General features: G+C 65.7%; 23 protein-coding genes. 9 read left to right on the top strand and 14 right to left on the bottom strand.

From position 1 onward, the window contains the following. The first annotated feature begins 5 nt into the window (after nucleotides 1-5). The 4 genes from AC3WN8_RS10655 (at nucleotide 6) to AC3WN8_RS10640 (ending at nucleotide 3546) form a co-directional block, all read left to right on the top strand. On the top strand, nucleotides 6-1250 hold the full coding sequence (locus AC3WN8_RS10655; protein WP_492669388.1) for a putative DNA modification/repair radical SAM protein: 1245 nt from the start codon (nucleotides 6-8) through the stop codon (nucleotides 1248-1250). An 81-nt stretch (nucleotides 1251-1331) separates the two neighbouring features. Further along, nucleotides 1332-1640 carry a hypothetical protein gene (locus AC3WN8_RS10650; RefSeq protein WP_492669387.1) on the top strand — a complete coding sequence of 103 codons (309 nt, stop codon included), beginning with the start codon at nucleotides 1332-1334 and terminating at the stop codon, nucleotides 1638-1640. 52 nt (nucleotides 1641-1692) lie between these two features. Next, entirely contained in the window at nucleotides 1693-2148 is a 456-nt protein-coding gene (locus tag AC3WN8_RS10645) for a hemerythrin domain-containing protein (protein ID WP_492669386.1), read from the top strand. Nucleotides 2149-2154: 6 nt separating this feature from the next. Beyond that, nucleotides 2155-3546, top strand: coding sequence for a UdgX family uracil-DNA binding protein (locus AC3WN8_RS10640; protein WP_492669385.1), 1392 nt, complete (start codon nucleotides 2155-2157; stop codon nucleotides 3544-3546). Between the two features lie 74 nt (nucleotides 3547-3620). Here AC3WN8_RS10640 and AC3WN8_RS10635 read toward each other — a convergent pair whose 3' ends face one another. From AC3WN8_RS10635 to AC3WN8_RS10615, 5 genes are read right to left on the bottom strand one after another with little or no spacing between them, the layout of a single operon-like run. Further along, nucleotides 3621-4325, bottom strand: a complete 705-nt coding sequence (locus AC3WN8_RS10635) for a DJ-1/PfpI family protein (RefSeq protein WP_492669384.1) — start codon at nucleotides 4323-4325, stop codon at nucleotides 3621-3623. Between the two features lie 37 nt (nucleotides 4326-4362). After that, complete coding sequence (smc, locus tag AC3WN8_RS10630; protein ID WP_492669383.1) at nucleotides 4363-7803, bottom strand: chromosome segregation protein SMC; 3441 nt, start codon at nucleotides 7801-7803, stop codon at nucleotides 4363-4365. Nucleotides 7804-7837: 34 nt separating this feature from the next. Further along, complete coding sequence (locus AC3WN8_RS10625) at nucleotides 7838-8575, bottom strand: thioredoxin domain-containing protein (protein ID WP_492669382.1); 738 nt, start codon at nucleotides 8573-8575, stop codon at nucleotides 7838-7840. Nucleotides 8576-8598: 23 nt separating this feature from the next. After that, nucleotides 8599-9300 carry a DsbA family protein gene (locus tag AC3WN8_RS10620; protein WP_492669381.1) on the bottom strand — a complete coding sequence of 234 codons (702 nt, stop codon included), beginning with the start codon at nucleotides 9298-9300 and terminating at the stop codon, nucleotides 8599-8601. After that, nucleotides 9300-9848: a DUF721 domain-containing protein gene (locus tag AC3WN8_RS10615; protein WP_492669380.1), complete on the bottom strand. Its 549-nt coding sequence runs from the start codon at nucleotides 9846-9848 to the stop codon at nucleotides 9300-9302. The genes AC3WN8_RS10620 and AC3WN8_RS10615 overlap by 1 nt, the downstream gene beginning before the upstream one ends. 70 nt (nucleotides 9849-9918) lie before the next feature. Between AC3WN8_RS10615 and mutY the strand changes: the two genes are divergently transcribed. Genes mutY through nudC form a run of 3 tightly spaced genes read left to right on the top strand, consistent with a single transcriptional unit; the run spans nucleotide 9919 to nucleotide 13125 of the window. Next, nucleotides 9919-10962 carry an A/G-specific adenine glycosylase gene (gene mutY, locus AC3WN8_RS10610; protein ID WP_492669379.1) on the top strand — a complete coding sequence of 348 codons (1044 nt, stop codon included), beginning with the start codon at nucleotides 9919-9921 and terminating at the stop codon, nucleotides 10960-10962. Continuing rightward, nucleotides 10955-12235 (top strand): serine hydrolase domain-containing protein, encoded by a 1281-nt coding sequence (locus AC3WN8_RS10605; RefSeq protein ID WP_492669378.1) that lies wholly within the window; start codon nucleotides 10955-10957, stop codon nucleotides 12233-12235. Before mutY ends, AC3WN8_RS10605 begins: the two co-directional genes overlap by 8 nt. Then, entirely contained in the window at nucleotides 12232-13125 is an 894-nt protein-coding gene (gene nudC / locus AC3WN8_RS10600) for an NAD(+) diphosphatase (RefSeq protein ID WP_492669377.1), read from the top strand. The genes AC3WN8_RS10605 and nudC overlap by 4 nt, the downstream gene beginning before the upstream one ends. A gap of 117 nt (nucleotides 13126-13242) precedes the next feature. Here the strand turns inward: nudC and AC3WN8_RS10595 are convergent, their stop codons facing one another. The 7 genes from AC3WN8_RS10595 to AC3WN8_RS10565 all read right to left on the bottom strand — a co-directional run bounded on the left by AC3WN8_RS10595 (nucleotide 13243) and on the right by AC3WN8_RS10565 (nucleotide 20691). After that, nucleotides 13243-13647, bottom strand: coding sequence for a hypothetical protein (locus tag AC3WN8_RS10595; protein WP_492669376.1), 405 nt, complete (start codon nucleotides 13645-13647; stop codon nucleotides 13243-13245). After that, on the bottom strand, nucleotides 13644-14093 hold the full coding sequence (locus AC3WN8_RS10590) for a hypothetical protein (protein WP_492669375.1): 450 nt from the start codon (nucleotides 14091-14093) through the stop codon (nucleotides 13644-13646). Before AC3WN8_RS10590 ends, AC3WN8_RS10595 begins: the two co-directional genes overlap by 4 nt. Before the next feature lie 67 nt (nucleotides 14094-14160). Further along, complete coding sequence (locus tag AC3WN8_RS10585; protein ID WP_492669374.1) at nucleotides 14161-16146, bottom strand: serine hydrolase domain-containing protein; 1986 nt, start codon at nucleotides 16144-16146, stop codon at nucleotides 14161-14163. A gap of 164 nt (nucleotides 16147-16310) precedes the next feature. Further along, complete coding sequence (locus tag AC3WN8_RS10580; RefSeq protein ID WP_492669373.1) at nucleotides 16311-16904, bottom strand: peptidylprolyl isomerase; 594 nt, start codon at nucleotides 16902-16904, stop codon at nucleotides 16311-16313. Then, nucleotides 16905-19079 (bottom strand): phosphoribosylformylglycinamidine synthase subunit PurL, encoded by a 2175-nt coding sequence (gene purL / locus AC3WN8_RS10575; RefSeq protein ID WP_492669372.1) that lies wholly within the window; start codon nucleotides 19077-19079, stop codon nucleotides 16905-16907. Between the two features lie 107 nt (nucleotides 19080-19186). Beyond that, the gene (locus tag AC3WN8_RS10570; protein ID WP_492669514.1) at nucleotides 19187-19936 is read right to left on the bottom strand and encodes an acyl-homoserine-lactone synthase; all 750 of its coding nucleotides are present in this window, start codon (nucleotides 19934-19936) and stop codon (nucleotides 19187-19189) included. An 86-nt stretch (nucleotides 19937-20022) separates the two neighbouring features. Further along, nucleotides 20023-20691 carry a helix-turn-helix transcriptional regulator gene (locus AC3WN8_RS10565; protein ID WP_492669371.1) on the bottom strand — a complete coding sequence of 223 codons (669 nt, stop codon included), beginning with the start codon at nucleotides 20689-20691 and terminating at the stop codon, nucleotides 20023-20025. A 143-nt stretch (nucleotides 20692-20834) separates the two neighbouring features. On the opposite strand from AC3WN8_RS10565, the gene AC3WN8_RS10560 reads away from it, so the two are divergent. After that, the gene (locus AC3WN8_RS10560) at nucleotides 20835-23021 is read left to right on the top strand and encodes a putative bifunctional diguanylate cyclase/phosphodiesterase (RefSeq protein ID WP_492669370.1); all 2187 of its coding nucleotides are present in this window, start codon (nucleotides 20835-20837) and stop codon (nucleotides 23019-23021) included. Nucleotides 23022-23234: 213 nt separating this feature from the next. Here AC3WN8_RS10560 and AC3WN8_RS10555 read toward each other — a convergent pair whose 3' ends face one another. Then, nucleotides 23235-23615, bottom strand: a complete 381-nt coding sequence (locus AC3WN8_RS10555) for a hypothetical protein (RefSeq protein ID WP_492669513.1) — start codon at nucleotides 23613-23615, stop codon at nucleotides 23235-23237. 109 nt (nucleotides 23616-23724) lie between these two features. Next, nucleotides 23725-25047: a DNA polymerase Y family protein gene (locus tag AC3WN8_RS10550; protein ID WP_492669369.1), complete on the bottom strand. Its 1323-nt coding sequence runs from the start codon at nucleotides 25045-25047 to the stop codon at nucleotides 23725-23727. Between the two features lie 125 nt (nucleotides 25048-25172). Here AC3WN8_RS10550 and AC3WN8_RS10545 point away from each other — a divergent pair, with 125 nt between their 5' ends. Continuing rightward, nucleotides 25173-26972, top strand: coding sequence for a GGDEF domain-containing protein (locus tag AC3WN8_RS10545; protein WP_492669368.1), 1800 nt, complete (start codon nucleotides 25173-25175; stop codon nucleotides 26970-26972). The last annotated feature ends 28 nt before the right edge of the window (nucleotides 26973-27000 follow it).

The raw sequence follows: 27000 nt of genomic DNA, 5'->3' as shown, positions 1-27000 counted from the left end.
AACACATGTCCCAGCTCGATGTCCGCCAGAAGCTCGAAATCCTTGCCGATGCCGCCAAATACGACGCGTCCTGCGCGTCGTCGGGAACGGTTAAGCGCGACTCGGCCAGGGGCAAGGGGATCGGTTCGACCGAGGGCATGGGAATCTGCCATGCCTATGCGCCCGACGGCCGCTGCATCTCGCTGCTCAAGATCCTGCTGACCAACAGCTGCATCTTCGACTGCCATTATTGCATCAACCGCAAGAGTTCGAACGTGCGGCGCGCGCGCTTCACTGCGAAGGAGGTGGTGGATCTGACGCTCGCTTTCTACCGGCGCAACTATATCGAGGGGCTGTTCCTCTCCTCGGGCATCATCCGATCGTCCGACTATACGATGGAGCAGATCGTCGAGGTGGCGCGATCGCTGCGCGAGGATCATGATTTTCGCGGCTATATCCATCTCAAGACGATCCCCGACGCCGATCCAGACCTGATCCATCAAGCAGGGCTTCATGCCGATCGCATGTCGATCAATGTCGAGCTGCCCACCGAGCGCGGCCTCAAGCGGCTGGCGCCCGAGAAATCGGGCGTGCGGATCGAAGGGGCGATGGCGGGGCTGAAGGCCGCGATCGTCGATACCGCCGATGCGCGCGCGCATTACAGGCACGCGCCGGATTTCGCGCCGGCCGGCCAGTCGACCCAGATGATCGTCGGCGCAGACGCTGCGACCGATGGCGACATCGTGATGCGTGCGAACAGCCTTTACGATCGTTTCGCGCTACGCCGCGTCTATTATTCGGCATTCAGCCCGATCCCCGATGCCAGCGCGGTGCTGCCCTTGCGTCGTCCGCCGCTGATGCGAGAGCATCGGCTCTATCAGTCCGACTGGCTGATCCGCTTCTATGGATTCGCGGCCGACGAGGTTGTCGCCGCCGCCGACGATAGCGGCATGCTGCCGCTCGATATCGATCCCAAGCTTGCCTGGGCGCTCAAGCATCGCGATCGCTTTCCGGTCGACGTCAACCGCGCGCCGCGCACGATGCTGCTCCGGATTCCGGGGCTGGGCGTGAAGGCGGTGGACGCGATCCTGACCGCGCGGCGCTGGCGCCGGCTGGGCCTTGCGGATCTTGCGCGGCTGACCGTCTCGGTCACGAAGCTTCGACCGTTCCTGATCGCGGAGGACTGGCGACCGGTCGCTTTGGCCGATGCCGCGGACCTGCGTCCGCTGGTGAGGCCGAAGCGCAAACAGCTGGAACTGTTCGACGCATGAGCGATTCGGATCGTCGCATTCATGCCGTCTTGCCATGGCGCTCCGACTCGGCTTCATTAGGGCCGAGTCGAGGGAGAAGACATGGCATCCCAACCGTTCGATCGCGATATCTGGAAGCGGCGTGTGTCGAACAACAGCGCGGGCGCGCTGATCGTGTTCGCGCTGTTGCACATATTGTGCCTCGCCGCCGCGTCGGGGCATGCCGCGCCGCTGCATATGATCGCGCTCGTGCTGCCGGTGATGGCCGTGATTCCGCTGATGGCGCGCTTCGAGGCCTATTGGATTGCCCGCCCCGATGCGGGTGCCTTTCGCCGCGCGGCGGGCCTGCTCTGGGTGGCGGCGGTGATCGTACCTTTCCTCTGGAGCGGGCTCTATCGCCTGATCGGTTGAACCCGGACGCAGGTCTGGCCGTTGAACCTCCGAACTGAACGGAGGCATATCGATGGCAAACGCCGAAATCTTCGAACGACTGAAGCAGGATCATGACCGGCATCGCACGATGCTGGCGAAGATCGACGAGACCAAAGGCGACAGCGAAGAGCGCCGCGCGCTGTTCGAGGCGTTTCGCGTCGAAGTCACCGCGCATGCCGCGGCTGAAGAGGAATCGCTTTACGCGACGATGCTCGCCAAACCCGACCTGCGCGAGGACGCCCAGCATTCGGTGTCGGAGCATAAGGAGATCGACGATTTCCTCGAGGAGCTCGACGAGATGGAATTCTCGTCGCCCGGCTGGCTGACGCGCTTTCGCGCGATGCGTCATCGCTACGAGCATCATATCGACGAGGAAGAGGAAGAGATGTTTCCCGACGCGGCGAAGCAATTGACCGGCGAAGAGGAAGTCCAGCTCGCCGAAGTCTTCAAGCGGCGCAAGCCGGCCGAACTCGAACGGGCGAAATAGACGGGAATGCGTGTCGCGTCGCTGGCCGGCGAAGATGATTTCGAAGGTTGGCGGCGCGACGCGCGGACGCTGGCTCTTGCCGGCATCTCACCGGCAGATATCGTCTGGCAGGTGGGTGAAACCCCGGTCGATCTGTTCGCGGATATACCGGTGATCCCGATGGCGCAGGCCGCCTTTTCGGTGCCGCGCCCCTTTCTCGAGCTCGCCGAAACCGCGATCCTGCATCGCGATGCCGAACGTTTCGCCTTGCTCTACACTTTATTGCTGCTGTTGCTGAGCCAACCGGGCCTGATCGAGGATCGCGCCGATCCGCTGATCAGGCGGCTGGAACATATGGCCGGATCGGTGCGGCGCGACATCCACAAGATGCGCGCTTTCCTGCGCTTCCGCGAAGTGGCCGAAGCCGATACCACGCGTTTCGTCGCCTGGTTCGAGCCCGAGCATCATATCGTGCGCGCCAATGCCGGTTTCTTCGTGCGTCGCTTCCCCAATATGCGCTGGTCGATCCTGACGCCCGAACTCTCGTTGCACTGGGATGGCGATATCCTGTCGGAAGGGCCGGCCGCGCGCCGCGAGGATGCGCCGGGCGACGATCCGGTCGAAGCGGTATGGAAGACCTATTATGCGTCGATCTTCAATCCGGCGCGGCTGAAGCCCGGCATGATGTTGAAGGAAATGCCGCGAAAATATTGGCACAACATGCCCGAAACCGCGTTGGTGCCGCAGTTGATCGCAGGCGCGCAGGCGCGGGAGAGTGGCATGATCCGGACGGCCAGGGCGACGGCGCCGACCAATATCGGCGCGGCCTGGACAGCGCTCCGCGAGGAAGCTGCGGGTTGCACGCGCTGCGACCTCCACAGATATGCGACGCAGACCGTCTTCGGCGAAGGGCCGCTCGATGCCGAGATCATGCTGGTCGGCGAACAGCCCGGCGATCAGGAGGATCAGCAGGGCCGCCCATTTGTCGGGCCGGCCGGCAAGCTGCTCGACGAGGCGCTGACGGCCGCCGGGATCGATCGCGGCAAGGTCTATGTCACCAACGCCGTCAAGCATTTCAAATATGAGCAGCGCGGCAAGCGCCGCATCCATCAGCGTCCGCTGACCAGCGAGATCAAGGCCTGCAAATGGTGGATCGAGCAGGAAGCTCTATTGATCCGGCCCAAAGTGACCGTGGCCTTGGGCGCGACCGCGGCGCAATCGATCTTCGGCCGGACGATGAAGATCGGCGAAAGCCGGGGCAGGGCGCTCGACCTGCCCGATGGCGGTGAGGGCTGGATCACCATCCATCCCAGCTATCTGCTGCGCATGCAGGGCGATGTGGAAGCGGAGCGTGCGCGCTTCGTCGATGAATTGCGTATGGCGGCGCGAAGCGTGGCTGGGCCAACGCAAATGCAATAATGCCCGTTTGTCCCGAGCCCTTCGACAGGCGTTCAGGACAGGGCTCGGGACAACGGTGCGATTGACTGAACGGTTCAGCCAGAAACGCCGGGATCTTCCCCTGCAAACCCCAACGCTTCCGCGATCGCCTTCACCTTGTCCTCGCGTCCTGGCGCATGTTTCGCCACCAGCGCGCGATAGGCGGTGAGGGTTTCGGGCGTCGCCTTGTCGGGCGATCCCGAATCAAAGGGTGGGGCAGGATCATATTCCAGGCTGAGCTGGATGAAACGGGCATGCGCTTCGCCGCGGATCGCGGCGGCAAGCGACAGGCCGAAATCGATGCCCGCGGTAACCCCGCCGCCCGTCACGCGATTGCGGTCGAACACCACGCGCTCCGCCACGGGAATCGCGCCGAACCATTCGAGCTGGTGGCGTGACGCCCAATGGCATCCGGCGCGATAGCCCTTGAGCAGCCCTGCGGCGGCGAGGATCAGCGATCCGGTGCAGACGCTCGTTACCCATTGGGCGTCGGCCGCGATGCGGCGCACCCAGTCGAGCGTTTCCGTATCCTCCATCACCGCGACGGTGCCGAATCCGCCGGGCACGCAGAGAATGTCGGCGCTCTCGATCTCGTCGAAAGTGGCTGTCGGCAGCAGTGGAAATCCCGCATCGGTCCGCACCGGATCGCGCGTCTTCCAGACCAGCTCGACCGACACGTCGCCGATCCGCGAGAGCACCTGCGCCGGCCCGGTCAGGTCGAGCTGGGTGACGTCGGGAAAAAGGAGGAAGGCGATGCGCATGGGATGATGCTCCACTTCGATCCGGTATCGCGGCCGATCATTCCGCCGCCAGCAATTGTTCGGCGCCGCCGAGATCGACAGAGACCAGCCGGCTGACGCCGCGTTCGATCATCGTCACGCCGAACAGACGATGCATGCGGCTCATCGTCACGGCATTGTGCGTCACGATCAGGTAACGCGTCTCGGTCTCACCCACCATCACGTCGAGCAGGTCGCAGAAGCGCTCGATATTGGCGTCGTCGAGCGGGGCGTCGACTTCGTCGAGCACGCAGATCGGCGCCGGATTGGTCAGGAACAGGCCGAAGATCAGGGCGACCGCGGTCAGTGCCTGTTCGCCGCCCGACAGCAAGGTGAGCGTCGACAGCTTCTTGCCCGGGGGCTGCGCCATGATCTCCAGCCCGGCTTCGAGCGGATCGTCCGAATCGACGAGTTCGAGATGCGCCTGGCCGCCGTTGAACAGCGTCGTGAACAACCGGCGGAAATGTCCGTCGACCGCCTCGAACGCGGCAAGCAGCCGCTGGCGCCCCTCGCGGTTGAGGCTGCCGATCGATCCGCGCAGCCGATTGACCGCCTGGCCCAGTTCCTCGCGCTCGGCCGCCGATGTCGTGCGTTCGGCCTCCAGTTCGGACAATTCCTGTTCGGCGATCAGATTGACCGGCCCGATCCTTTCGCGATCGAGCACCAGCCGGTCGTTGCGCGCCGATTCGGTGTCGGCATCGCCGACATCGGCGCTGGCGAAACCGATCTTCTCCGGCAGCACCGGGGGCGGGCATTCGAAACGCTCGCCCGAAATGCGCCCCATCTCTACCCGGCGCTGTTCCTGATTCTCGGCGCGCGCGACCGCGCCTGCGCGCGCCTCACGGACCACGGCGAGCGCCTCGCCTGCCTCGGCAAGCGCGGCTTCGGATTTGCGTAGAGCCGTATCGGCCTCGCGCTCCTCGACCAACAGCGTTTCCGATGCGGCGGTGAGCGTGCGGCTCGATTCTTCCTGCGTCGCGATCTTCGCGTCGAGTGCGGCGGGCGCTTTTGCAAGCGACGCGGCTTCCTTCTCCGCCGCCTCGCTGCGCTTCGCCATTTCCTCGATGCGTCGGGCCGCCTCGCCAGCGCGCGCGCGCCAGCCCTTGGCTTCGGCCTGCGCCGCCGACAGCCGCTCGCGATCGGTGGCGATGGCGCGGTCGATCGTCGCGCTTTCGGCTTTCAGATGCGCGACGGCGCTGCGCGCGGCTTCGTTCACCGACTGCAGCGCGGCGACCTGCTGTGCTGTGGCCGATCCGTCGGGCAGCGCGGCAACGGCGCTTTCGCCACGGCGGACCTCGTCCTGCGCCTCGCCGGTTTCGGCATTGGCGCGCCCGATCCGTTCGACCATCTCGCCGCGCCGGGCCGCCAGCCGCTCGATCTGGCCGTTGGCCTGATCCTCTTCGCGCGCGGCATTGCGCGCCGCCTGTTCGGCGCGGGCAAGCGTCGCGCGTGCCGCATCGGCCGCGGCCCGTGCGGCCTCCACCGCCGCGCGCGCCGTATCCGCATCCTCGCCCGCGCGCGTGACGGCCGCCTGCGCCTCGGGCAGCAGATCCTCGATCTCGGCAAGCCGGTTCAGGCGGATCAGCCGTTCGGCGGCGGCTGCACCGCCTTCGGTCGCGACATAGCCGTCCCAGCGCCGGAGCACGCCGGCCAGCGTGACCAGCCTTTGCCCGACGGCGAGCGGCGCACCGTCATCTGTTTCGACCACCGCGATCTGCGCCAGCCGGCGTGCCAACGCTTCGGGGGCCTGGACATGTTCTGCGAGCGGCCTCGTGCCGGCGGGCAGCCCCGGGTCGCCGCTTACGGGCTGGGCCCCGGCCCAATAGCGCTTCGCCTCGGCGGACATGCCGGCATCGAGATCGTCGCCGAGCGCGGCCGCCAGCGCGCGTTCATAGCCCGGCGCCGCCTTGATCTTGTCGAGCAGCCGATCCTTGTTGCCGCCCTGCTCGACCGCGCGGACGAGCGCCTTGGCTTCGCTCTCCAATGCCGAAAGACCGGCTTTGGCCGCCGCCGTCGCACTTTCCGCCGCCTGGCGCGCGGTCGCCGCCTCGTCGCGCCGCCGTTCGGCGTCACCGATCGCAACGGTTGCGGCAGCGGCTTCGGCCTCCGCCGCTTCGCGCGTCGCCACCGCAGCATCGCGCGCGGCGATCAACGGGGCCTCGTCACCCAGTCCGTCGCGTTCGCCCGCCAGCCGCGCCGCTTCGCGCTCGGCGCGCTCCAGCCGTGCGCGCGCATTGCCCAGCGCGGCCTGGGCGACACGCGCCTCGGCCTGCTCGCTGGCCTGTGCCGCCATCGCCTTGGCCAGGCTCACTTCGGCATCGCGGGCCGCGGCTTCGGCATCGAGCACGCGCCGTTCGAGCCCCGGGCGGTCCTTTTCGGCGGTCGAGACCCGGGCATCGAGCAGCTTCGCTTCTTCGCCGAGCCGCGCCAGCGCATCCGCCGCATCGTTCGCCAGCGCGCCTTCGCGCTCGCGATCCTGCACCATGCGTTCCTTCTGCGCGGCAAGTTCGGCGATCCGCCGGTCGAGCGCGGCGCGTTCGCTGCGCAGCGTCGCCAATATATGGCCCGCTTCCGACGCTTTTTCGCGCGCGGCCTGTGCGGCGGACCGTTTGTCGGCCAGCACCTGCACCGCCTGTGCCTGCCATGCGACGGTGCCGCGATGGGCTTCGCTCGCGCGCGCGACCGCGGCTTCGGCGGCTTCGGCTTCCTTGCGCGCCGCATCCGCCGCCGCGGCGGCATCGCGCCAGCGCGCATAGATCAACCGGGCTTCGGCCACCTTGATCTGGTCGGTCAGCAGCCGGTAGCGCTCGGCCTGCTTCGCCTGCCGCTTCAGTGCCGCGGCGCGCACTTCCATGTCGGCGAGCAGTTCGTCGAGCCGCGTCAGATTGGTCTCGGTCGCGCGCAGCTTCTGCTCGGCATCCTTGCGGCGAACGTGCAGGCCCGCGATGCCCGCCGCTTCCTCTAGCATCTGGCGACGCTCGGCGGGCTTCGCCGCGATCACCGCGCCGATCCTGCCCTGGCTGACAAGTGCCGGCGAATGCGCGCCGGTGGCGGCATCAGCGAACAGCAGCGCGACGTCCTTCGCGCGCACGTCGCGCCCATTGACGCGATAGGCGGAGCCGGCGCCGCGCTCGATCCGGCGGATGACCTCGACGTCGCCGTCATTGGCGGCGGCGATGGGGCCGGGCGTCTCACCCGGCGGGCGTTCGGTCAGGATCGCGACTTCGGCGAATGCGCGCGCGGGCCGCGTATCGGTGCCCGCGAAGATCACGTCCTCCATGCCGCCGCCGCGCATCGACTTGGCGCTGGATTCGCCCATGACCCAGCGGATCGCTTCGAGCAGATTCGATTTGCCGCAGCCATTGGGGCCGACGATTCCCGTCAGCCCCGACTCGATCCTCAGCTCCGCCGGCTCGACGAAGCTCTTGAAGCCGGCAAGTTTGAGGCGCTTGATTTTCACCGAATGCGGCGCCCCCCGGTCCGCATCGCTTCGATCAGGCCCCGGCCGCGATCAGCAGCGGTTCGACGGCTTCCCAGGTGTTCACCTCCTGCTTCTTGCCGTTCACGATGAAGGTGGGCGTGCCGGTAATCTGGAACTTGGCGGAGCCATCCTGGGTGATCTTGCCGAGCGCGTCGATTGCCGCACGGTCGCTCAGACAGGCCTGGGCCTGGGCGCTGGTGACGCCGCGCTGCTGGACGAAGCTGTCCAGCCCGAGCTTGGCGGCGAGCGTCGGCGCAAGCTTTTCAGGCGGCAGCCCCTGCCAGCTCTGCTGCTCGGCGGGGGTGATCGATGCGGTGCGGCCGAGCCAGTCCTTCTGCGCCGCGAACATCTGTTCGGCGATCGTGAAGAAGGGGCCGGGGCCCGAGCAGCGCGCGAGCAAAGTCGCGGGGATATCGAGCGGACCGAGCAGGAACGGCCTGAACTCGTAGCTCACCGTGCCCTTGGCGATATAGCCGCGGAGCTTCTCGGAGGATTTCTCGGCGAATTCCGCGCAATGGCTGCAGCTGAGCGCGCCATATTCGATCAGTTTCACCGCTGCGTCGGGATTGCCCATCACGAAGCCGCCATCCGCGGTCTTGGAAACCGTATCGGTCCAGGCCGATCCGGTGGGGGCGGCGACGGCACCCGCGCTGCTGTTGGTGGCGGTCGCATTATTGCCACCGGCATCGCTGCCGCATGCGGCCAGGGTGAGCGCGAGGCTCAGGACGGGGAGGGCGGAAAGGATTCTCATCTTGGTCGTCGCTCCTTGGAAAATCATTTCGCGGCGGCGTCGAGCTTCGGCTTGAGCGCCGCCCAGCTATTGGTGTCGGCCGCCAGCGTGCCGTTGATCAGAAAGGCCGGTGTCCCGGGAACCTTGCGGACCTTCCATGCCTCGTCGGCCATGCCGGCAAGCACTGTGAGCTGGGATTTGTTCGCCAGGCAGGCATTGATCTTCGCCTGCGGCATGCCGCGCGAGCGCATCAGCGCGACCAGACCCGATCCATTGGCGAATTCGCCGGCGATCTGGGTTTCGGGCAGCTTGCGGACGCGTTCGCCGTTCGTGATCATGAATTGCTGGCCCTTGGCGAGCAGGTCGGGCTGCGCAGCGAAGATCGCTTCGCTATGTTCCAGGAAGCGGGCCGGGCCGTCGCAGCGCGCGAGCAAGGCCGCAGCCATGTCGATCGGATCGCGTAGCGCGTGGCGCACTTCGATGCTGGCGGTGCCGCGCGCAAGATAATCGCGCTTGAGCGCCGGCCAGGCCTCTTCGGTGAAATGCGCGCAATGCGAGCAGGTATAGCTCAGATATTCGACCAGCTTGGCCTTGGCAGCGGGATTGCCGAACACATAGGTACCGGCCTTGGTCGGCACGACGGTGCGCGTCCAGTCGCGCGCGGGTGCGGCCAGTCCGGTCCCGCCCAGTCCCGTCCCGACAATGCCGGCCAGCGCCAGCGAAGCGAGAATCGCGACGCGCTTCATCATCCTTCTCCTTCGAACACGGGCGGCCCTTGCGTCGCGGCGACGCCGCGCGCGAGCGATTCGAGCACGGCCTTCAATTCGGGATCGCCGATCGCACGCAGGCTGTCGCCCAGATCGATCGGCAGCGGTTTGAGCGATGGGGGCGCCTTGCGCGGCGCAGCCGGTTTCGGCGCCATGCCCTGGCGGATCACGATGCGGGCGACCGCCGGATAGCCGAAGAAGCGATTGACCCGCTCGATGATCTCGGGCGCGACATGCTGCATCATCGGCGCATGTGCCCCGACGACGCCGAGCGTCAGCACGCCGTCCGAACGCTGGCCCTGCGGAAAGCGGATCGATTCGGGGGCCGAGACGCCAGCATAGCGGTCTCCGACGATTTCCGACCAGCGGCTCACCACCGCGCTCTGCACGAAACCGAAGCGGCGATAGGCGGCACGGCCGATATCGGGCAGCATTTCGGCCACGGTGCGCGTGCGCCCACCGCGCGGTCCGTCCGCCTGTCCGTTCCTCGGTTTGCGTGTATGCCCTTCGCTCATCCGACACTCCATGCCATAGCCGACCCATGCCAGTCGAGTTCGCGCGAAGACTTATCCACGGATTTCGGAAAGGGGAAACCCGGTGAGCGTCGCGGCGTCGCTGCTCGCCTGGTATGATCGCAATGCCCGTGCGCTGCCCTGGCGGAGTCCGCCCGGCACGCCGCCGCCCGATCCCTATCGCGTCTGGCTGTCCGAAGTGATGCTCCAGCAGACGACGGTTGCCGCGGTCAGGCCGCATTTCGCGCGCTTCACCCAGCGCTGGCCGACGGTGCAGGCGCTGGCGGCCGCGCCCGATGAGGAGGTGATGACCGCCTGGGCCGGGCTCGGCTATTATGCCCGTGCGCGCAACATGCTGGCCTGCGCGCGCGTCGTCGCGGCCGATCATGGTGGGCAATTCCCCGATAACGAAGCGGCATTGCTGACGCTTCCCGGCATCGGCCGCTACACCGCCGCGGCGATCGCGGCGATCGCCTTTGCGCGCCGTGCCGTCGTGGTGGACGGCAATGTCGAGCGCGTGGTCGCGCGGCTGTTCGCGGTGGAAACGCCGCTGCCTGCCGCCAAGCCCGAACTCTATGCGCTCACCGATACGATCACGCCGTCCGATCGACCCGGCGATTTCGCGCAGGCGATGATGGATCTGGGCGCGACGCTCTGTACGCCGCGCAATCCGCTCTGCGCGCTTTGCCCGCTCGACCGGAATTGCACCGCCTTCGCCGCTGGCGACCCCGCACGGCTGCCCCGCAAGGCGCCGAAAGCCGCAAGGCCGCGACGGCGCGGCACGATCTTCTGGATCGAGCATGATGGCGAGGTGCTGCTCGTCCGCCGGCCCGACAAGGGTTTGCTCGGGGGCATGCGCGCGCTGCCCACCGGCCCCTGGACCGAGACCGATTCCGGGTTGGCGGATGCGCCGGCACCGCTCGACTGGCGCTGGATCGACGGGCATGTCGAGCATGTCTTCACCCATTTCGCGCTCGAACTGCGTGTCGTGCGGGCATCGCTGGAAAAGGGTTGCGTTCCGCAACTGGGCGGAGAATGGTGGGCGATAGAGCGGCTGGACGCGGCGGGATTACCGACGGTCTTCGCCAAGGCTGCCCGGCACGCGATCGAGGGAGATGCGGATGGTTGAGATGGTGCTCGAACGGCGCGATTTCCTTCGTGGTCTTGCGGCATTGGGACTGGCGGGTGCGCTGCCCGTGCCAGCGCTGGGACGGGCAGCGGGCGGGGATTGGCCGCTCGTCCGTGCTGTGATGGACGCGCTGGCGCCCGCCAAGCTTCCCGGGCTTGCGGGCGCGATCGGGCGGGGAACGGCGCCTGCGGATTTCCTCTTCGCCGGCACGCTTGCCAAGGAAAACACGGTCAAGGTCGATGCCGATACGCTGTGGCGCGTCTATTCGATGACCAAGCCGATCACCGGCATGGCGGCGATGATGCTGATCGAGGATGGCAGGCTGAAGCTCGACCAGAATATCGCCGATTTCATTTCCGGCTTTGCCGCGCCCAAGGTGCTCGTCGATCCCGCAAGGAGTCTCGACAGCCGCCCCGCCAAGGGACCGATCACCGTCCGCAATCTGCTGACTCACACCGCCGGGCTCGGCTATTCGATCATCACCAAGGGGCCGTTGCTCGATGCCTATAACCGTCTCGGCATCCTGCCCGGTCAGGTCAGTCGCCAGAAAATGCCGGGCGCGCCCGATTTCGCGACGGCACCAAGCTTGGCGGAGTTCGCCGACCGGCTGGCGACATTGCCGCTGATCGCCGATCCGGGGACGCGGTGGAGCTATTCGGTCGCGCTCGACCTGCTCGGCCGCGTGATCGAGGTCGCCTCGGGCAAGAGCTTCAACGGTTTCCTGCAGGAACGCATCTTCGATCCGCTCGGTATGAAAGACACTTATTGGCAGGTGCCGGCGAGCGAAGCACACCGGCTGGTCACCAATCATCTCGCGATCGCGATCGGCGTGATCCCGATCGATCCGGGTGCTACCAGCATCTATCTCGACAAGCCTGCCTTTCCGTTCGGCGGCGCGGGCCTGGTGATGAGCGCGCGCGACTATGATCGTTTCCTGCTCATGCTGGCAGGGCAGGGCGCGGTCGATGGCAAGCGGGTGATGAAGGCGGAGACGGTCAGGCTCGGCATGTCCAACCTGCTGCCGCCCGGCGCGGATACCGCCGGCACCTTTGCCGAGGGGCAGGGTTTCGGCGCGGGCGGCCGCGTCACCATCAATCCCACGCCGGGTGGTCAGGGTCTCGGTACCTATGGCTGGGGCGGGGCCGCCGCCACCATTGCTTGGGTCGATCCAGCGCGCGGCATCCGTGCTGCGGGCTTCGCGCAATATATGCCCGACAGCGCTTTCGGCTTTCCCAAGGAATTCGCCAAAGCCGTCTACGCGGATCTCGCATGACGCTGTGGCACGATGGTCATCAGCCGGGTTTCACCGGCAGCGCGCTCGACCGCGAGGACCTGATCCGCACCGACCCCGATCGGCTCGCCGCGATGATATCGAGCCTGTCGGCGCGGCTATTGTCGCTCGACGGGATCGATCCGGTGCTCGACGATGCCGGCATGCTGAGCTGGAAGAGCCTGGCGGAAGCGGATCCGGAGAGCGAGTTGATCTTCCTGGGGACGATCGAGGGCAAGCCGCGCTTCACCGAGGTTCGGTCCGACCTGCCCGAAGGGGCGACGCGATCGATGGCGATCTTTCGCATGCTCGACATATTGCCGCCCGAGGAAGCGTCGACCTATGCCGCGGCGCGCAGCCTGATCGACTGGCATGTCCGTCACGGTTTCTGCGCGAAATGCGGGACGGCGACCATGATGTTCCGCGGTGGCTGGGGCCGGAATTGCGGCGCGTGCGGCGCCGAGCATTTCCCGCGCGTCGATCCGGTGGTGATCATGCTCGCCGAATATGAGGGGCGTGTCCTGGTCGGCCGCCAGCCACGCTATCCGCCGCGCCGCTATTCGGCGTTGGCAGGTTTCCTGGAGCCGGGTGAATCGATCGAGGAAGCGGTGGCGCGAGAACTGCACGAGGAAGCGGGCGTGAAGGCCCGACAGGTGCGCTACCTCGTCAGCCAGCCCTGGCCCTTTCCGTCGTCGCTGATGATGGCCTGTATCGCCGAGGTCGAGGATGATGCGCTCACCATCGACTATACCGAGCTGGAGGATGCGATCTGGGTGACGCGCGACGAAGTGGCGGCCAGCATGGACGGCGATCCCGACGCCCGTTTCCTGCCGCCGCCGCCCTATGCCATCGCGCATACATTGTTCCGGCGATGGCTGGACGAGACGGGGTGATTGGCAAACTAGCGCAACCGTCATCGCGAGGAGCGTAGCGACGAAGCGATCCAGGGTGCGGACACATCGCTGGATTGCTTCGCTCCGCTCGCAATGACGACGAGGATCAGATGCCCCTCACCGTCGGTCCTTGCGGATCATCAGCTTGAGCCCCGACCAGATCTGATCGACTGCGCAGACCTTCACATCGACCAGGTCGGATGCGGGCAGGATGACCGCGCGGATCGCGTCTTCGGTGATGTCGGTCGGCTGCTTCGACGCCTTTTTCGGCCAGCTCACCCAGATGAAGCCGGCGGGCGAGAGCAGGGGCCGCAGCATGGCGAGCTTCGCCGCCATATCGGTGCGCTCGGTCACGAAGATATGCGCGACGTCGATCGGCGCGGCGGGGGTCGTCAGGCGATCGAGCCCGAGATCGCCGATCTCGGCGAGCACGCTTGCCGGCATGGCGTCGAACCAGGCGCGCTGCCCGGGTTTCAGCGACAATTTCTTCGCGAGTGGCGTGCCTGAATAGCCGGCGGTCATGCGCGCGGCGCGAGATACCGTCTGGCGACCAGCGCGATCGGGATTCCGACCAGGATGCAGTGCGAGAACAGCGCATTGCCGATGCCCCAGGCCGTGTGCGGCAAGGGCATCTCCGGCCAGCGCATCGGGCGGACGATCCAGTACATGACGATCCACAGGAACAGGCCATAGGCGATGCCCGCGACCACCGGATGGCGCAGCAGCGCCGGAATGCGGGGTGCGGCGATCATATAGGCTGTCGCCATGCAGGTCATGATCGCGAAATGGACGAGCAGTCCGGCGATCGCCCAGCCCATGGTGGCGGTCGGCGCGTCGCCGAACGGCCCGCTCGCGACGAAGACGAGCACGGCCATCGGCGACATGCCGGCCATGCCGGCGAATACGAAAGCGGAAATGATATCGAGCGTTCCGGCGATCAGCGTCGCCAGTACAATGGGTCTGAGCATGCGATCCTCCCCCTTTATCGGCGGGGACTGTAACCCATTGTGCCCGGCGAGAGAATGCGGTCCCTCTTCAATAATGGCTGCTGAAATTGGTCAGGTTGAACGCGAAGGCGATCCATAGCAGCACGATGCAGCCGATCGCGACCAGGATCGACCAGAGCTTGCCTGCCCAGCCTTTCCGCAGGGACAAGTGCGCGACCAGATCGTAGAGCGCGGCCGCCGATCCGGCGACGAAGATCGCGACGGCCGCCAGCTTCACGCACAACAGCCAGGGATCCATCGTTTCGCTGAACCGCTCGATATCGGCGGCCATGTAGATCAGCGTCCCCATCAAGATGGCGATGACGGCGACCGCGGCCAGGCTCAGCGCGCGCGTGATCCGGTAGAAGGTCGCCGCCCGGCCGGTATAGGGCGGCGGCGCGCCGAAGCGGCGTCGCACGATCGCACGGACCGGCCAGGCCAGGCCGTTGATCAGCAGGATGGCGAGCGAAGCCAGCAGCGCGGGCATCAGCCATGACGGGGAGCGCCAGGCTGGTACCGGGATGAATGCCTGGGGTGCGGCTATGTCGAAGCCGAGCATGATTGGTCGTCCGTCCTTGACCAGGGCCTGGATCTTGTCGGTCCCGTCGGCCTCCTGCCAGACGAAAGGCGCGATCTCCCGCCACTTCACCATGCCTTGGCCGGGCATATCGAAGCCGATCGTGCCGTCGGCATTGGCGGCGATCGTGAACGGCCCCATCAGGCTGCTCAGACGGAGGAAACTCGAATCCGACCTGCGACTGGAATCCCATGCGCCAGCCATGAGCTGTGCGTGGCGCGCTGCCGTCGCGGCATCGATGCCGGACGGCTTCGCGGATGGGCGGGCGGGGAAATAGCGATCGGTAAAGCCGCGGAAGAACGCGTCGTGCAGGCCCGATGCGGCGCCCTCGAGGCCCGGACTATTGAGCGAGATGAAGATGCCGACACCGTCGTCGAGGAACAGGTGCATGTCGCTGTGGAAGAATTGCGTGCCGCCATTATGCGCAAGGATGCGATGGCCGTTGCGGCTATGCTCGTAAAAGCCCAGCGCCATGCCATTGAGCGCGGGGAAGATACGCGGCTGGATCGCATGCATCTTCGCAGCCGTCGCCGGTGCCAGGATCTGCGCGTTACCGAAACGCCCCTGTTGGAGATGCGCGATCATGAAGCTGCCCATGTCGTGGCCGGTCGCCAGCAGGCTGCCAGCGGGGGCGACGCTCCAATGCTCGAAATAGGCAGGGTCGTCTGAACCCGCCGCATAGCCCTGGCTGAGCAGCGGCTGCAGCTTCGTGGGCGCCGGCTGGCGGAAACTCGACAATGTCATGCCGAGCGGGCTGAAGAGATGGGCGTCCATATAGTCGTAATAGTCCTGCCCGGAGACGCGCTGGACGACATAGCCGGCAAGCGCCGAGGCATAGTTGGAATAGGCGGGGACCGTGCCCGGCACGAAAATGCGCTCCGGCACCCAGGTTTTCAGGTAGGTGCCGAGTGCGGGCGCAGGCTTGCTCCCGGTCGTCAGGTTCTTGATCGACTCCTCGAAGCCCGGCGTGTGCGTCATGATCTGCCGCATCGTCACCGGCTTGCCGTCGCGCGGCGGAATCCTAAAATCGAGATAGCTGTTCACATCGGCGTCGAGGTCGATCCTGCCCTGTTCGACAAGCTGCATCACCGCAGTGAACGTGAAGGTCTTGGAAATCGATCCGGGATGGAAGACCGTTGTCCTGGGATCGACCCTCCGCTTCTTTGCGACATCGGCATAGCCATATCCGCGTTCGGTCAGGATCTCGCCGTCCTTGACCACCACGACCACGCCGCCCGGAATCTTGCCCCTGCGCATCGCCGCCGGGATCAGTCCGTCGAGCCAGGCATCGACATCGGCGCGCTCCAATCGCGGCACCTGAACCGAGGCGGGGTTCGATGGCGCCGTCGTGGTGGGCGATGCAGGGGGTGAAGGCTGGGTCAGCGCCACGGCCGGCGCAATCAGCGCGATTGCCATGGCGGACAGGACGATATGCCTCACGCGTGCGAACGAGATCATGGCCGGCTCCCCCGATTTTATCGCCGGATCATGATCCAGTTCACAGCCGTATGCAACCTAACTGAGACAGTATGATCCTGATTGGATAATTGATGTCGGATTCGGCCCGGTGGCAAGTCGCGCCGGGATCGATGGTGTCCAGGCGTCGCGGTGTCCTCGCTCCGCTATCGGACGCGGCGCACCGTGAGAATGCGGATCGGTTCCTTGATATGCTGGCCCTTGGTGGTGATCGATCGACCGCCCGGCCAGGTCGGCAGCGCCAGGATGCGATGGACGATCGGCATGCCGCTGACCACGCGGCCGAACGCGGCATAGCCCGGATTGCCCTCGCGTGCGTCGAGATAGGATGCAGGGCCGACGGTGATGAAGAAATCGCCCATCGCGCTGCCCGGGGCGTTGCGCGCCATCGACAATGTCCCGTCGATATGGCGCAATCCCGTCTTCGTCGTCGGTTCGTGATCGATCGGCCAGCGCGCCTTGCGGACCTTGCTGTCGATGCCGCCCTGGACCAGACCGCGCTTGGGATCGCCCTTGTTGCGCGCCGCGCGGTAGAAGCTGGTGCCGTCGAGCCGCTTTTCCTCGGCATAAGCGAGGAAATTGGCCGAGGTGATCGGCGCGCGCTTCATATCGAGCTCGACGACGATCGCACCCAGGCTGGTCTCGATCCGGACGCGCGGAGTCGCCGATCCCGCTGCGCTTGCCGGTAACGCGGACAGGGCAAGCAACAGTCCGATCAGGACACGAATCAGGGCCGTCATTTAGGCAAGCGCCGCGTCAGCTCCCATCAGCGACGGGAAGAAGCCCTCATGTGCGTTGCGAAGGTCTGAGATCGACACGCCTGCCACTGCGCCGCCGCGCACCGTGCCGATGCGGACGGCGTTCTGGAAGGACGCATCCGTGGATCCGGTCACGACATAGCGGCCTTGATCTTCGCCGAACGCCTTGGCGGCATCGAGCGCAATGCTCAGCTCGCAGCCGAGATTGCCGGCAAGCGCCATTTCCGCGAGCGTGACGAGCAGGCCGCCATCGCTGATGTCATGGACCGCGTTCGCCATGCCCGATCCGATCAGATCGCGGACAGCCGCGCCGCGCGCTTTTTCCTGTTCGAGATCGACCGTCGGCGCGTCGCCGTCCTCACGGCCATGGACTTCGCGCAGCCAGATCGACTGGCCGAGATGCGTGCCATCATCACCGATCAGCCAGATCGCGTCGCCTTCGTTCTTGAAAGCGATCGTCGCCGATTTCGACCAGTCGGCGAGCAGGCCGATGCCGCCGATCGCCGGCGTGGGCAGGATCGCGGAGCCGCCACCCGTCGCCTTGGACTCGTTGTAGAGCGAGACATTGCCGCTCACGATCGGGAAATCGAGCGCGCGGCAGGCATCGCCCATGCCGTCCAGGCAGCCGGTGAACTGCGCCATGATCTCCGGCCGCTGCGGATTGGCGAAGTTCAGGCAGTTGGTGACGGCGAGCGGCGTCGAGCCAACCGCGGACAGGTTGCGATAGCATTCGGCGATCGCCTGCTTGCCGCCTTCATAGGGGTCCGCATAGCAATAGCGCGGCGTGCAATCCGTGCTGATCGCGATGCCCTTCTGCGTGCCATGCACGCGCACCACCGCCGCGTCGCCGCCGGGGCGCTGGACGGTATCGCCGCCGACCATGTGGTCGTACTGTTCCCAGATCCAGCGGCGGCTGGCGATGTCGGGCGATCCCATCAGCGTGATGAGGTCGGCCGCGATATCGGTGCTCTCGGGCACATCGCCCAGCGGCTTGACGCCCGACCAGGCCTTGTAATCGTCGCGCGACATCGCGGGGCGGTCATATTGCGGGGCGTCGTCGGCCAGCGGCGCGAGTGGGATGTCGCACACCGTCTCGCCGTGATGGACCAGCACCATCCGGCCGGTATCGGTGACTTCGCCGATCACCGCGAAATCGAGCTCCCATTTGTGGAAGATCGCCTCGGCAAAAGCCTCCTTGCCGGGCTTGAGCACCATCAGCATGCGCTCCTGGCTTTCGGAGAGCATCATCTCATAGGCGGTCATGCCGGTTTCGCGCTGCGGCACCTTGTCCATGTCGAGCCGGAGTCCGACGCCGCCCTTGCTGGCCATCTCGACCGAAGAAGAGGTGAGGCCGGCGGCGCCCATGTCCTGGATGGCGACGATCGCATCGGATGCCATCAGTTCCAGGCACGCCTCGATCAGCAGCTTTTCGGTGAAGGGGTCGCCGACCTGGACCGTGGGGCGCTTTTCCTCCGCATCCTCGCCGAAGTCCGCGCTCGCCATCGTCGCGCCGTGGATGCCGTCGCGCCCGGTCTTCGATCCGACATAGACGATCGGATTGCCGACGCCGGAGGCCGCCGAATAGAAGATCTTGTCGGTCTGCGCGACACCGACCGTCATCGCATTGACCAGGATGTTGCCGTCATAGGCGCGGTGGAAATTCACTTCGCCGCCCACCGTCGGCACGCCGACGCAATTGCCGTAGCCGCCGATGCCATGGACCACGCCCGCGATCAGGTGGCGCATCTTGGGATGGTCGGGCCGGCCGAATCGCAGCGCGTTCATGTTCGCTACCGGCCGCGCGCCCATCGTGAACACGTCGCGCAGGATGCCGCCGACGCCGGTCGCGGCGCCCTGATAGGGCTCGATATAGCTGGGGTGGTTGTGGCTCTCCATCTTGAAGATGGCGGCCTGGCCATCGCCGATATCGACCACGCCTGCGTTTTCGCCGGGGCCGCAGATCACCTGTGGGCCGGTGGTCGGCAGTTTCTTCAGGTGGATCCGCGAAGATTTGTACGAGCAATGCTCGGACCACATGACCGAGAAGATGCCGAGCTCGGTTAGATTGGGCGTGCGCCCCATCGCGTGCAGGACGCGATCATATTCTTCGGGGGACAGGCCGTGCTCGGCGACGATTGCGGGCGTGATCTCGGTCATGCGCCGCGCCTTAGCGGCGGCGGCGCGCTTCGACTAGACCTTGATCGTCTCAGGCTCGGCCCCAACGGAGGTAAAGTGCCGATCCCGAAACTTCGGCCGGGCTTGCTTCAGGCCGCGGCTGCCGCTTCCGCCACCGGCTTGGAACGATCGCGGCGCAGGCGGCTGAGATCGTCGCGCGCGGCGAGGAAATCGATGCCCTGCGCGCGGGCCAGCCGCATGGCGGCGATATGCACGGTCTCGCCGGGTTCGAGCGATTCGACATAGACATAGCCGGGACCCGGCAACCCCCACATCTCGCGCATCGATTTGACGAGTGCTTCATTCACATCGACCTCGAGCGCGAAGCCCGATCCTTCGCCATAGGGAACCGCGTCGCCGAGAATGCGGAACTGCCAGCCCATATTGACGACGAACGTGAACATGCGCGTGTCGGTGAAGGCGACCAGCCGATCGAGGCCGCGGGCCAGCATGATCTCGAACGGCGCCGACATGCAGGCGCCCTTGCGCTGCATGTTCCATGGCTTGCGGCCATATTCCAGGCAGAAGCCGCGAGTCGCTTCCCAGGTCCGGCCATCGGTCAGCGGACGCATATCGGCGGGCAGGGTATGGCCGAACAGATCGCCGAGCAGCGAGATGTCATCGGTCGGGCGCAGCCGGAGCGACATCACCGAATTATGGGCCGAATCATATCCGACGACATATTCCGCACGCGCATCGTCATATTGGTCGATGTCCATGCCGTTGGTGAGCTTCAGATCCCAGCCGAAACCGTCGACGAAGATCTGCTTTCGCGCGCGATACAGGTCCTCGAGCTCGGGCCCGTAGAGATGCTGATTGCCTGCATTGATCAGATGCATGACCACGGTGACGAAGACCCCTGATTTGTTTCACCGGAGTCTAGATCGAAATGCAGGTGGTTATCAATCAGTTAACCATATTACATCTAATTCGGTGCGAAAAGAATCTCCGGCTCGCGATCGAGACCGGCCAGCCAGCCGCGCCGTGCGGCGATCGAAACCGCCTCTGCTCTCGTGCGTGCCGACAGGAATTTCATAGCGCTTTCAATATGTCCGCGTACGGCGAGCGGGGTCAGGCCAAGCGCCTCGGCGATCTGCGGATCGCGTTCTCCGGTCAGCAGCCGGGCGAGGCACTGACGCTGGGCCAGGCCCATTCCGGACGAAGTCATCACGTCGCGTTCGCGCTCGAGCAGCGCCATGCCATAGGTGGCATAGACTTCGGCGCGACCCTGGAGCGACGCACGTAGCGTCGGACCGATCGGAATGCGCCGCCCGCCCAGGCCGATGAACAGGTCGGCTTCATGCCAGCATTGCAGGGGCAGCAGCAGATAGCCCGGCCGCACCGCCGCCGCTTCGCCCGGCGCGCGCTGCACCGGGAGCGAATCGGCGTCGCCGAACAGCGGTTCGACGTCGCCGTCTTCACCGATTTCAAAGCAGAAATGCGATCGGAAGCCATCGGCGGCGATCGATGCGGTGAAGGCTTCGATAAGGTCTTCGAGCGTTTCCGCGGCCTGCGCGCGCGCATGAAGCGCACCCATTGTTACGGGCGCGGGCCGTTCATCGTGTTTGGTAACGGGGCGGGTCGCTCGCGCCATGGCATCCTCTGTCGATGCGATGGTTATCGCTGCGTTACGTTAAAAAAGACCGAAGCAGGAATTTACAGATGCGTTAACCGATTTGCAGGGCCCCGCGCCTTAATGGGGATAACGATGATCCGGGTGCCAGCCATGACGGGGACATGACGAACGAGCGCTCCACCTTTGCGACGCTCGATCCCGACCGCGTGAAACGCGTGCTCGAACGGATCGAGGATGTCCCTGCGCCGATTCGCGCAGCGCTCGCGGATGCGGGCGTCGCGATGGCGTATCTGCTGCGCGCGGAGCGGCAGCTCGTGCTCGGTGACGCCGCCCGCGCGTTGCTCGGCGCACGCTCGACCACCGTTTCGATCGAACAGGCGCTGCGGTCGGTGGACCGCCGCAAGCGGCGTGCGCTCGTCCGCTTCTTCGACCAGCAACTCGCCGGCAACGGCGAACCGGGCGGCGAGATGGTGGTGCCGATCACGGCCGGCACGGCGGCGCGTCGCTTCATCAAGATGAGCCTGTCTCCCGACGAGAAGGGCGAAGGCTATTTCGTCGTGATGCGCGACAACACCGCGCAGACCGAATATGTCGAAAGCTTGGAGACCGAGCGCGATCACCTGCGCCACACGGTCGAACTCAACCCGCAGCTTCCCTGGCTGGCGGACGCGAACGGCAACATCATCGCCTTCACCGAACGCTATGAGAAATTCACCGGACGCACGCAGGAGGAACTGGTCGGCGGCGGCTGGGCGCTCGTCGTGCACCCCGACGATATGGCGGTGACGCAGGAGCGCGTGATCCATTCCGTGACGACCGGAACCGTGCTCGATGTGCGCTGTCGTGTGCGGACGGCGGCGGGCGCCTATCGCTGGATGCGCGCAACCGCCTATCCGCTGCGCGACGACAATGGCAAGGTCATCCGCTGGTTCGGTTACAGCGAGGATATCGACGATCATGTCCTGATCGAGCAGCAGATCCGCTGGACCGCCGAACATGATGCGCTGACGCGCCTGCCCAATCGCATGGTCTTCAATCGCCAGCTCGAACGGATCATCCGCGAAGAGAATAAGCTGGGCCTGAAGGTCGCGATCCTGTTGGCCGACGTCGACAATTTCAAGGACGTCAACGACGTGCTCGGCCATGATGCCGGCGATTCGCTGCTGATGGCCTTTGCCGACCTGATCGGGCGCGTGCTGCCGGAAAAGGCGCTGCTCACGCGCATCGGCGGCGACGAATTCGCGATCATCCTGCCGTTCGATGGCCCGTTGAGCGAACTCCACGACGTCAGCGGCACGATCTTCGAAGCGTTGCGCGATCCCGTGACGGTCAACGGTCAGAGCGTGGAATGCCGTGTCTCGATCGGTGCCTCGATCTTCCCCTTCCATGGCCAGAGTCCGACCGAGCTGTTCAAGAACGCCGATATCGCGCTTTACCAGGCCAAGGCGCGGGGCCGCGGCCAGATGACGATCTTCTCGCTCGACATGAAGCAGGAGACGCAGCGCCGCGTCGCGATGATCAATCTCGGCCGCAAGGCGGTCGAGACCGATTCGATCATTCCCTATTATCAGATGCAGGTCTCGCTGGAGGGCAATCGCCCGATCGGGTTCGAGGCGCTGCTGCGCCGCAAGGATCGCCAGGGCCGGATCTGCGCGCCGTCCAGCATCGCGGCGGCGTTCGAGGATGCCGGCGTGGCCGAGGCGATCGGCGACGCGATGCTACGCGCGGTGCTGGCCGATATGGTGCGCGCCAAGCAGCAGGGCACCGATCTGGGTACGGTCAGCGTCAATTTCTCGACCGCCGAGTTCCGCAGCACCACTTTCGTCGATCGGCTGACCAACCGCATCGCCGATGCCGGCATCTCGTTCAGCGAAGTCATGATCGAGGTGACCGAGGGTGTCTTCCTCGGCCGGCAGGTCGACACGGTCTCCGAAACCGTCCGTACGCTCGACAAGCTCGGCTTCAAGATCGCGCTCGACGATTTCGGGACGGGCTATGCCTCGCTGGTCCATTTGCGGCAGTTGCCGGTGGACACGTTGAAGATCGATCAGTCGTTCATTCGCACGCTGGCGGAAAGCAAGGACGATCTCGCGATCGTGACCGCGATCATCAACCTGGGCGCCAGCCTGGACATCAACATCATCGCCGAAGGGATCGAGACCGAGACCCAGCTCGGCATATTGCGCGGTCTCGGGCTGAAATATGGCCAGGGCTATCTGTTCTCGCACCCGCTGCCGATCGCCGACGCCTGCGCGCTGGTCGCGCCCTTCCAGACGATCGAGCCCAGCATGGCCGAATCTCTCTGGGCGTCGTCGGGCCGTGGCAAGCGGGTGATCGGTTTGCGCTGAGGCGGAACGTTGGGCTGGCGATATGCCCTTTGGCGGGCGCGACCTACATCGTCATGCTGCAACTCGAAACGCTGCGTCTGTTTGAACATGGACCCTGAAACGAGTTCAGGGTGACGAAAAACTGCGGCCGCCATGGGGCGAGATCGGCTTCTCAAAGAAAAGGGCCGGTCGGATCGCTCCGCCGGCCCCTTTGCGTTCAATGGGACGGAATGATCAGGATTTGCAGCTCTGGCTGCCCTTGCCCGGAAGCGTGATCGTGATGGCCGACTTGCTGCCTTCCAGCGAATAGCCCTCGGCGACCATCGGCTTGCCGGCCTCTTCCGCCTTGACGAGGGTCGGCATGCCGCCCTTCTCGGTGCGGACGTTGGCCGATTTGTCGCCCGACAGCCAGTCGATGTAGACAATGCTGCTGTCCTTGCAGCGATAGCTCTTGCTCTCCTTCACCGAGGGCGGCAGCTCGACCGGCGCCGCGTTGGCGAGTTCCGCCGCCATGTCGTCCGGCGTACCGCCGCCGACGATGGTCTCGGGCTCAGTGGAGCACGCCGCAAGGGCGAGAAGCGCGGAGGCCGCGGCGATGGGGAGGGTGAATCGAATGTTCATAGTGGGCAGACGCTTTGCGGCTGCGGCGCCATTCGTCAAGTTCACATCCATGACAGTCGGCGATTTTCCTTGTGCGGCGCAATAATGTTGCGTTGTAACGTGTCTATTCGTGGAATTCAGCCAAGCTGGGGATACGTCCGAACGCGATGCGCGCACCGACATGGTCGATCCGGCCGCCATGAAGCGGCCCGACGCTGACCGCATTGCGCCCGAATCGCTCGTTGATCCGGTCCATGGCGCAACTCAGCGCAAGGTTTCGGGTGCCGCGCGCCAGCGGATCGTCGGGATCGAGATGCGCGAAAAGCGATGCCTGTTCACCGTCGACGGGTTCGATCTCGGCGATGGTGACGCCCACCATGCGCATCCGAAAACCGCCACGCCGCGCACACCCGGCATCGCGCAGCCGCAGCCACAGTTTTTCGAGTGCCGCGAGGATCGCGAAACTGTCCTGCGTCGCGGGCAGCTTGTGACTGGCGCGCCAGTTGCTCTTGTCGTCCTCGAACTTGGCATGGAGCACGAGCAGCCGGGCGCGACAGGCCTTGCGCCGCAGCCGGCTGGCGCATTTGAGCGCGAGCCGGCGCGCGGTGAGCCGCGTCGCTTCGATCCCGCGCTTGGCTGGCGACAGCACATGGCTGTGTCCGATCGTGCGATGCTGGGTGGGCTTGTTCGGCAGATCGACGCCGTGCAGCAGATACCAGAGCCTGTCGCCGTTGACGCCGCCCCAGGCATTGCCGGCGTCGCGCGGCCGGCGTGCGCAGAGCTGGGCGATATCGTTGATCCCGTCCCGGGCGAGGCGCCGTTCCATCTTCGCGCCGATCCCGGCGATCGCGCGCAGCGGCAGGTCGAACAGCCGGTCGGGCAGTTCCTCCGCGCGCAATATGGTGAGTCCGTCGGGCTTCACCATGTCCGAGGCAAGCTTGGCGAGCAGCCGATTGGGCGCGATCCCGACCGACGCGGTCAGGCAGTCTCCGACATGGGCGCGGATCCCGGCCTTGATGCGGCATGCAAGGGCATGTGCGCCGGCCTCGTCATTCTCGTTGTCGAGCAGGCGACAGGCGACCTCATCGATCGAGCAGACCGCATGGACCGGCACGTGCCGCTCGACTTCGGCCACGATGGCGTCGTGGAAACGGACATATTCCATGTGCCTGGCCGGGGTGACGATGATGTCGCGGCACCGGCGTTTCGCTTCCCAGACCGGGGTTCCGGTGGAAATGCCGTAGCGCTTGGCTTCGACCGAAGCGGCAATGGCGACGGTCGTGTCACTTCCCACCGGCGCCACGATGACCGGCTTGCCGCGCAGTGCGGGCTGGAGCTGCTGTTCGACCGCGGCGAAATAGCTGTTCAGGTCGACATAGAGCCAGCGCAGCGGCCGCGGCGGAAAGGTGAGGGGCTTGCCCGTGCTTGGGGGCGACTCGGTCTGCATCTTCGGGTGCGGACGCTATCACTATAAGAACATAAAGTGAACAATATTGGCCGAAGCCGGGGCGGATTTGGCCGAACCCGGCCATTTCGGGCTGTGTCGTTAACCTTCGTTAACTGCGAGCCGCTATGACCGCGACGATGTTTGCGTCGCGTTCCTTCGGTACCGCCGCTCGCCGTCGCCGTGCGGCCCTGCTTGGGCTGGCCTATTTCGTGGCGGCGAGCGCTGCGGTCGCGCTGACCCGTTTCGAGGGTGGCGTCGCCTGCCTCTGGATTGCCAATGCCCTGCTGCTCGCCGCGCTGTCGTCCCGGCTCTTTCGCGACTGGGCCGCGCCGATGCTGGCCTGCGGCGTGGCGGGGATGGCGGCGACGACGGTCTTCGGCCTGGGCTTCGGTCCGGCACTGCCGCTGGCAATGTCGAACATGGCGGAGGTCGCGGTTTCGGCGGCGCTGCTCGCACGCTGGCGGTTGCGCAAGGATGCGCTGGGCTCGCTTTCGCAATTCTCGGCCTTCGTGCTTGCCGCCGGCTTTGCGGGGCCGATCCTGGGTGCGCTCGCCGGCGGCCTGACCGCATCGCTCGCTTCGGCGACGCCGCTCTGGTCGAACATCGTCAACTGGTATCTCGGCCATGCGCTCGGCGCACTCGCCTTCTTTCCGGTCTTCGCCTTTGTCCTGAACGGCGACATCAAGCGCTGGGTCGGCGGGGCCGGTCGTCGACAGTTGAGCGAGGGGATCGCGGTGCTGACGCTGGTCGCCGCGACCACCTTGGCGGTCTTCGTGCAGAACCGGTTTCCCGTCCTGTTCCTGCCGATCCTGCCGGTGATCCTGGCGACGTTCTGGCTCGGCCGGTTGGGGGCCGCGGTCTCGGTGGTGCTGATCGCGATCATCGGCGGCACGCTCACCGCGCGTGGGATGGGGCCGATCTATCTGATCGAAGGCGGTACGCTGGCGCATGTCCAGTTCTTCCAATTCTACCTGGCCGCGACGGTGCTCTCCGCCTTGCCGGTCGCCGCGGAACTCAAGCGTCGCAAGCGGCTGGGCGACCGGCTGCGCGACAGCGAGGCGCGCTATCGGCTGATGACCGACAATTCGACCGATATCGTGATGAATCTCGATCCGGGCGGCATCATTCGCTACGTGTCGCCCTCCATAGTCCAGATCGGCGGCTATTCGGTCGAGGCGCTGATGGGCACGCCCGTGATCGAACTGGTGATAGCCGAGGACCGGGAACGTGTCCGCACGGTCCATGTCGCCGCGCTCGGTGCGCCCGCCCAGACCTTCATGGTCGAATATCGGGGCGTGACGGCAGACGGATCCGTGCGCTGGTTCGAGACCACGACACGCAGCGTTCCCGACGAGAATGGCAGGATCGTCGGCGTCGTCAGCGCCATCCGCGACATTTCCCATCGCAAGCTGGTCGAGGCCGAACTGACGCGCGCGGCAACCATCGATCCGCTGACCGGATTGTTCAATCGGCGCGGCTTCAACGCGGAGTTCAACCGGCGGCTCGCCGAGGCGCGGGGCTCGCGGCTGAACGGGTGCCTCGCGATCTTCGACGTCGATCACTTCAAACGGGTCAACGATACCTATGGCCATGACGCCGGCGATCAGGTGCTCGAAAGCTTCGCGTCGATCGCCAAGCGGACGGTGCGCGATTCCGATCTGATCGGGCGACTGGGCGGTGAGGAATTCGCGATCATCCTTCCCGGCGTGACGATCGATCAGGCGCACTATATCTGCGACCGGCTCCGCATCGCGGTGGGCGAGACCGCCTTGTTCTGGGGAACGGCGAGCATCCGGGTGACGGTGAGCGCGGGTGTCGCCAGATTCGACGGCCATGCCAATCCCGAACGTGTGCTGAAGGCGGCGGACACCGCGCTTTATGCCGCGAAGAATGCGGGGCGCGACAGGTTGATGATCGCGGCCTGAATTTGCGGCGCGCATGCCGCTGCGTTAC

The sequence above is a fragment of the Sphingobium sp. FW305-3-2-15-F-TSA7 genome (genome assembly GCF_058787155.1).
This window is presented reverse-complemented; position numbering and strand designations above follow the sequence as displayed.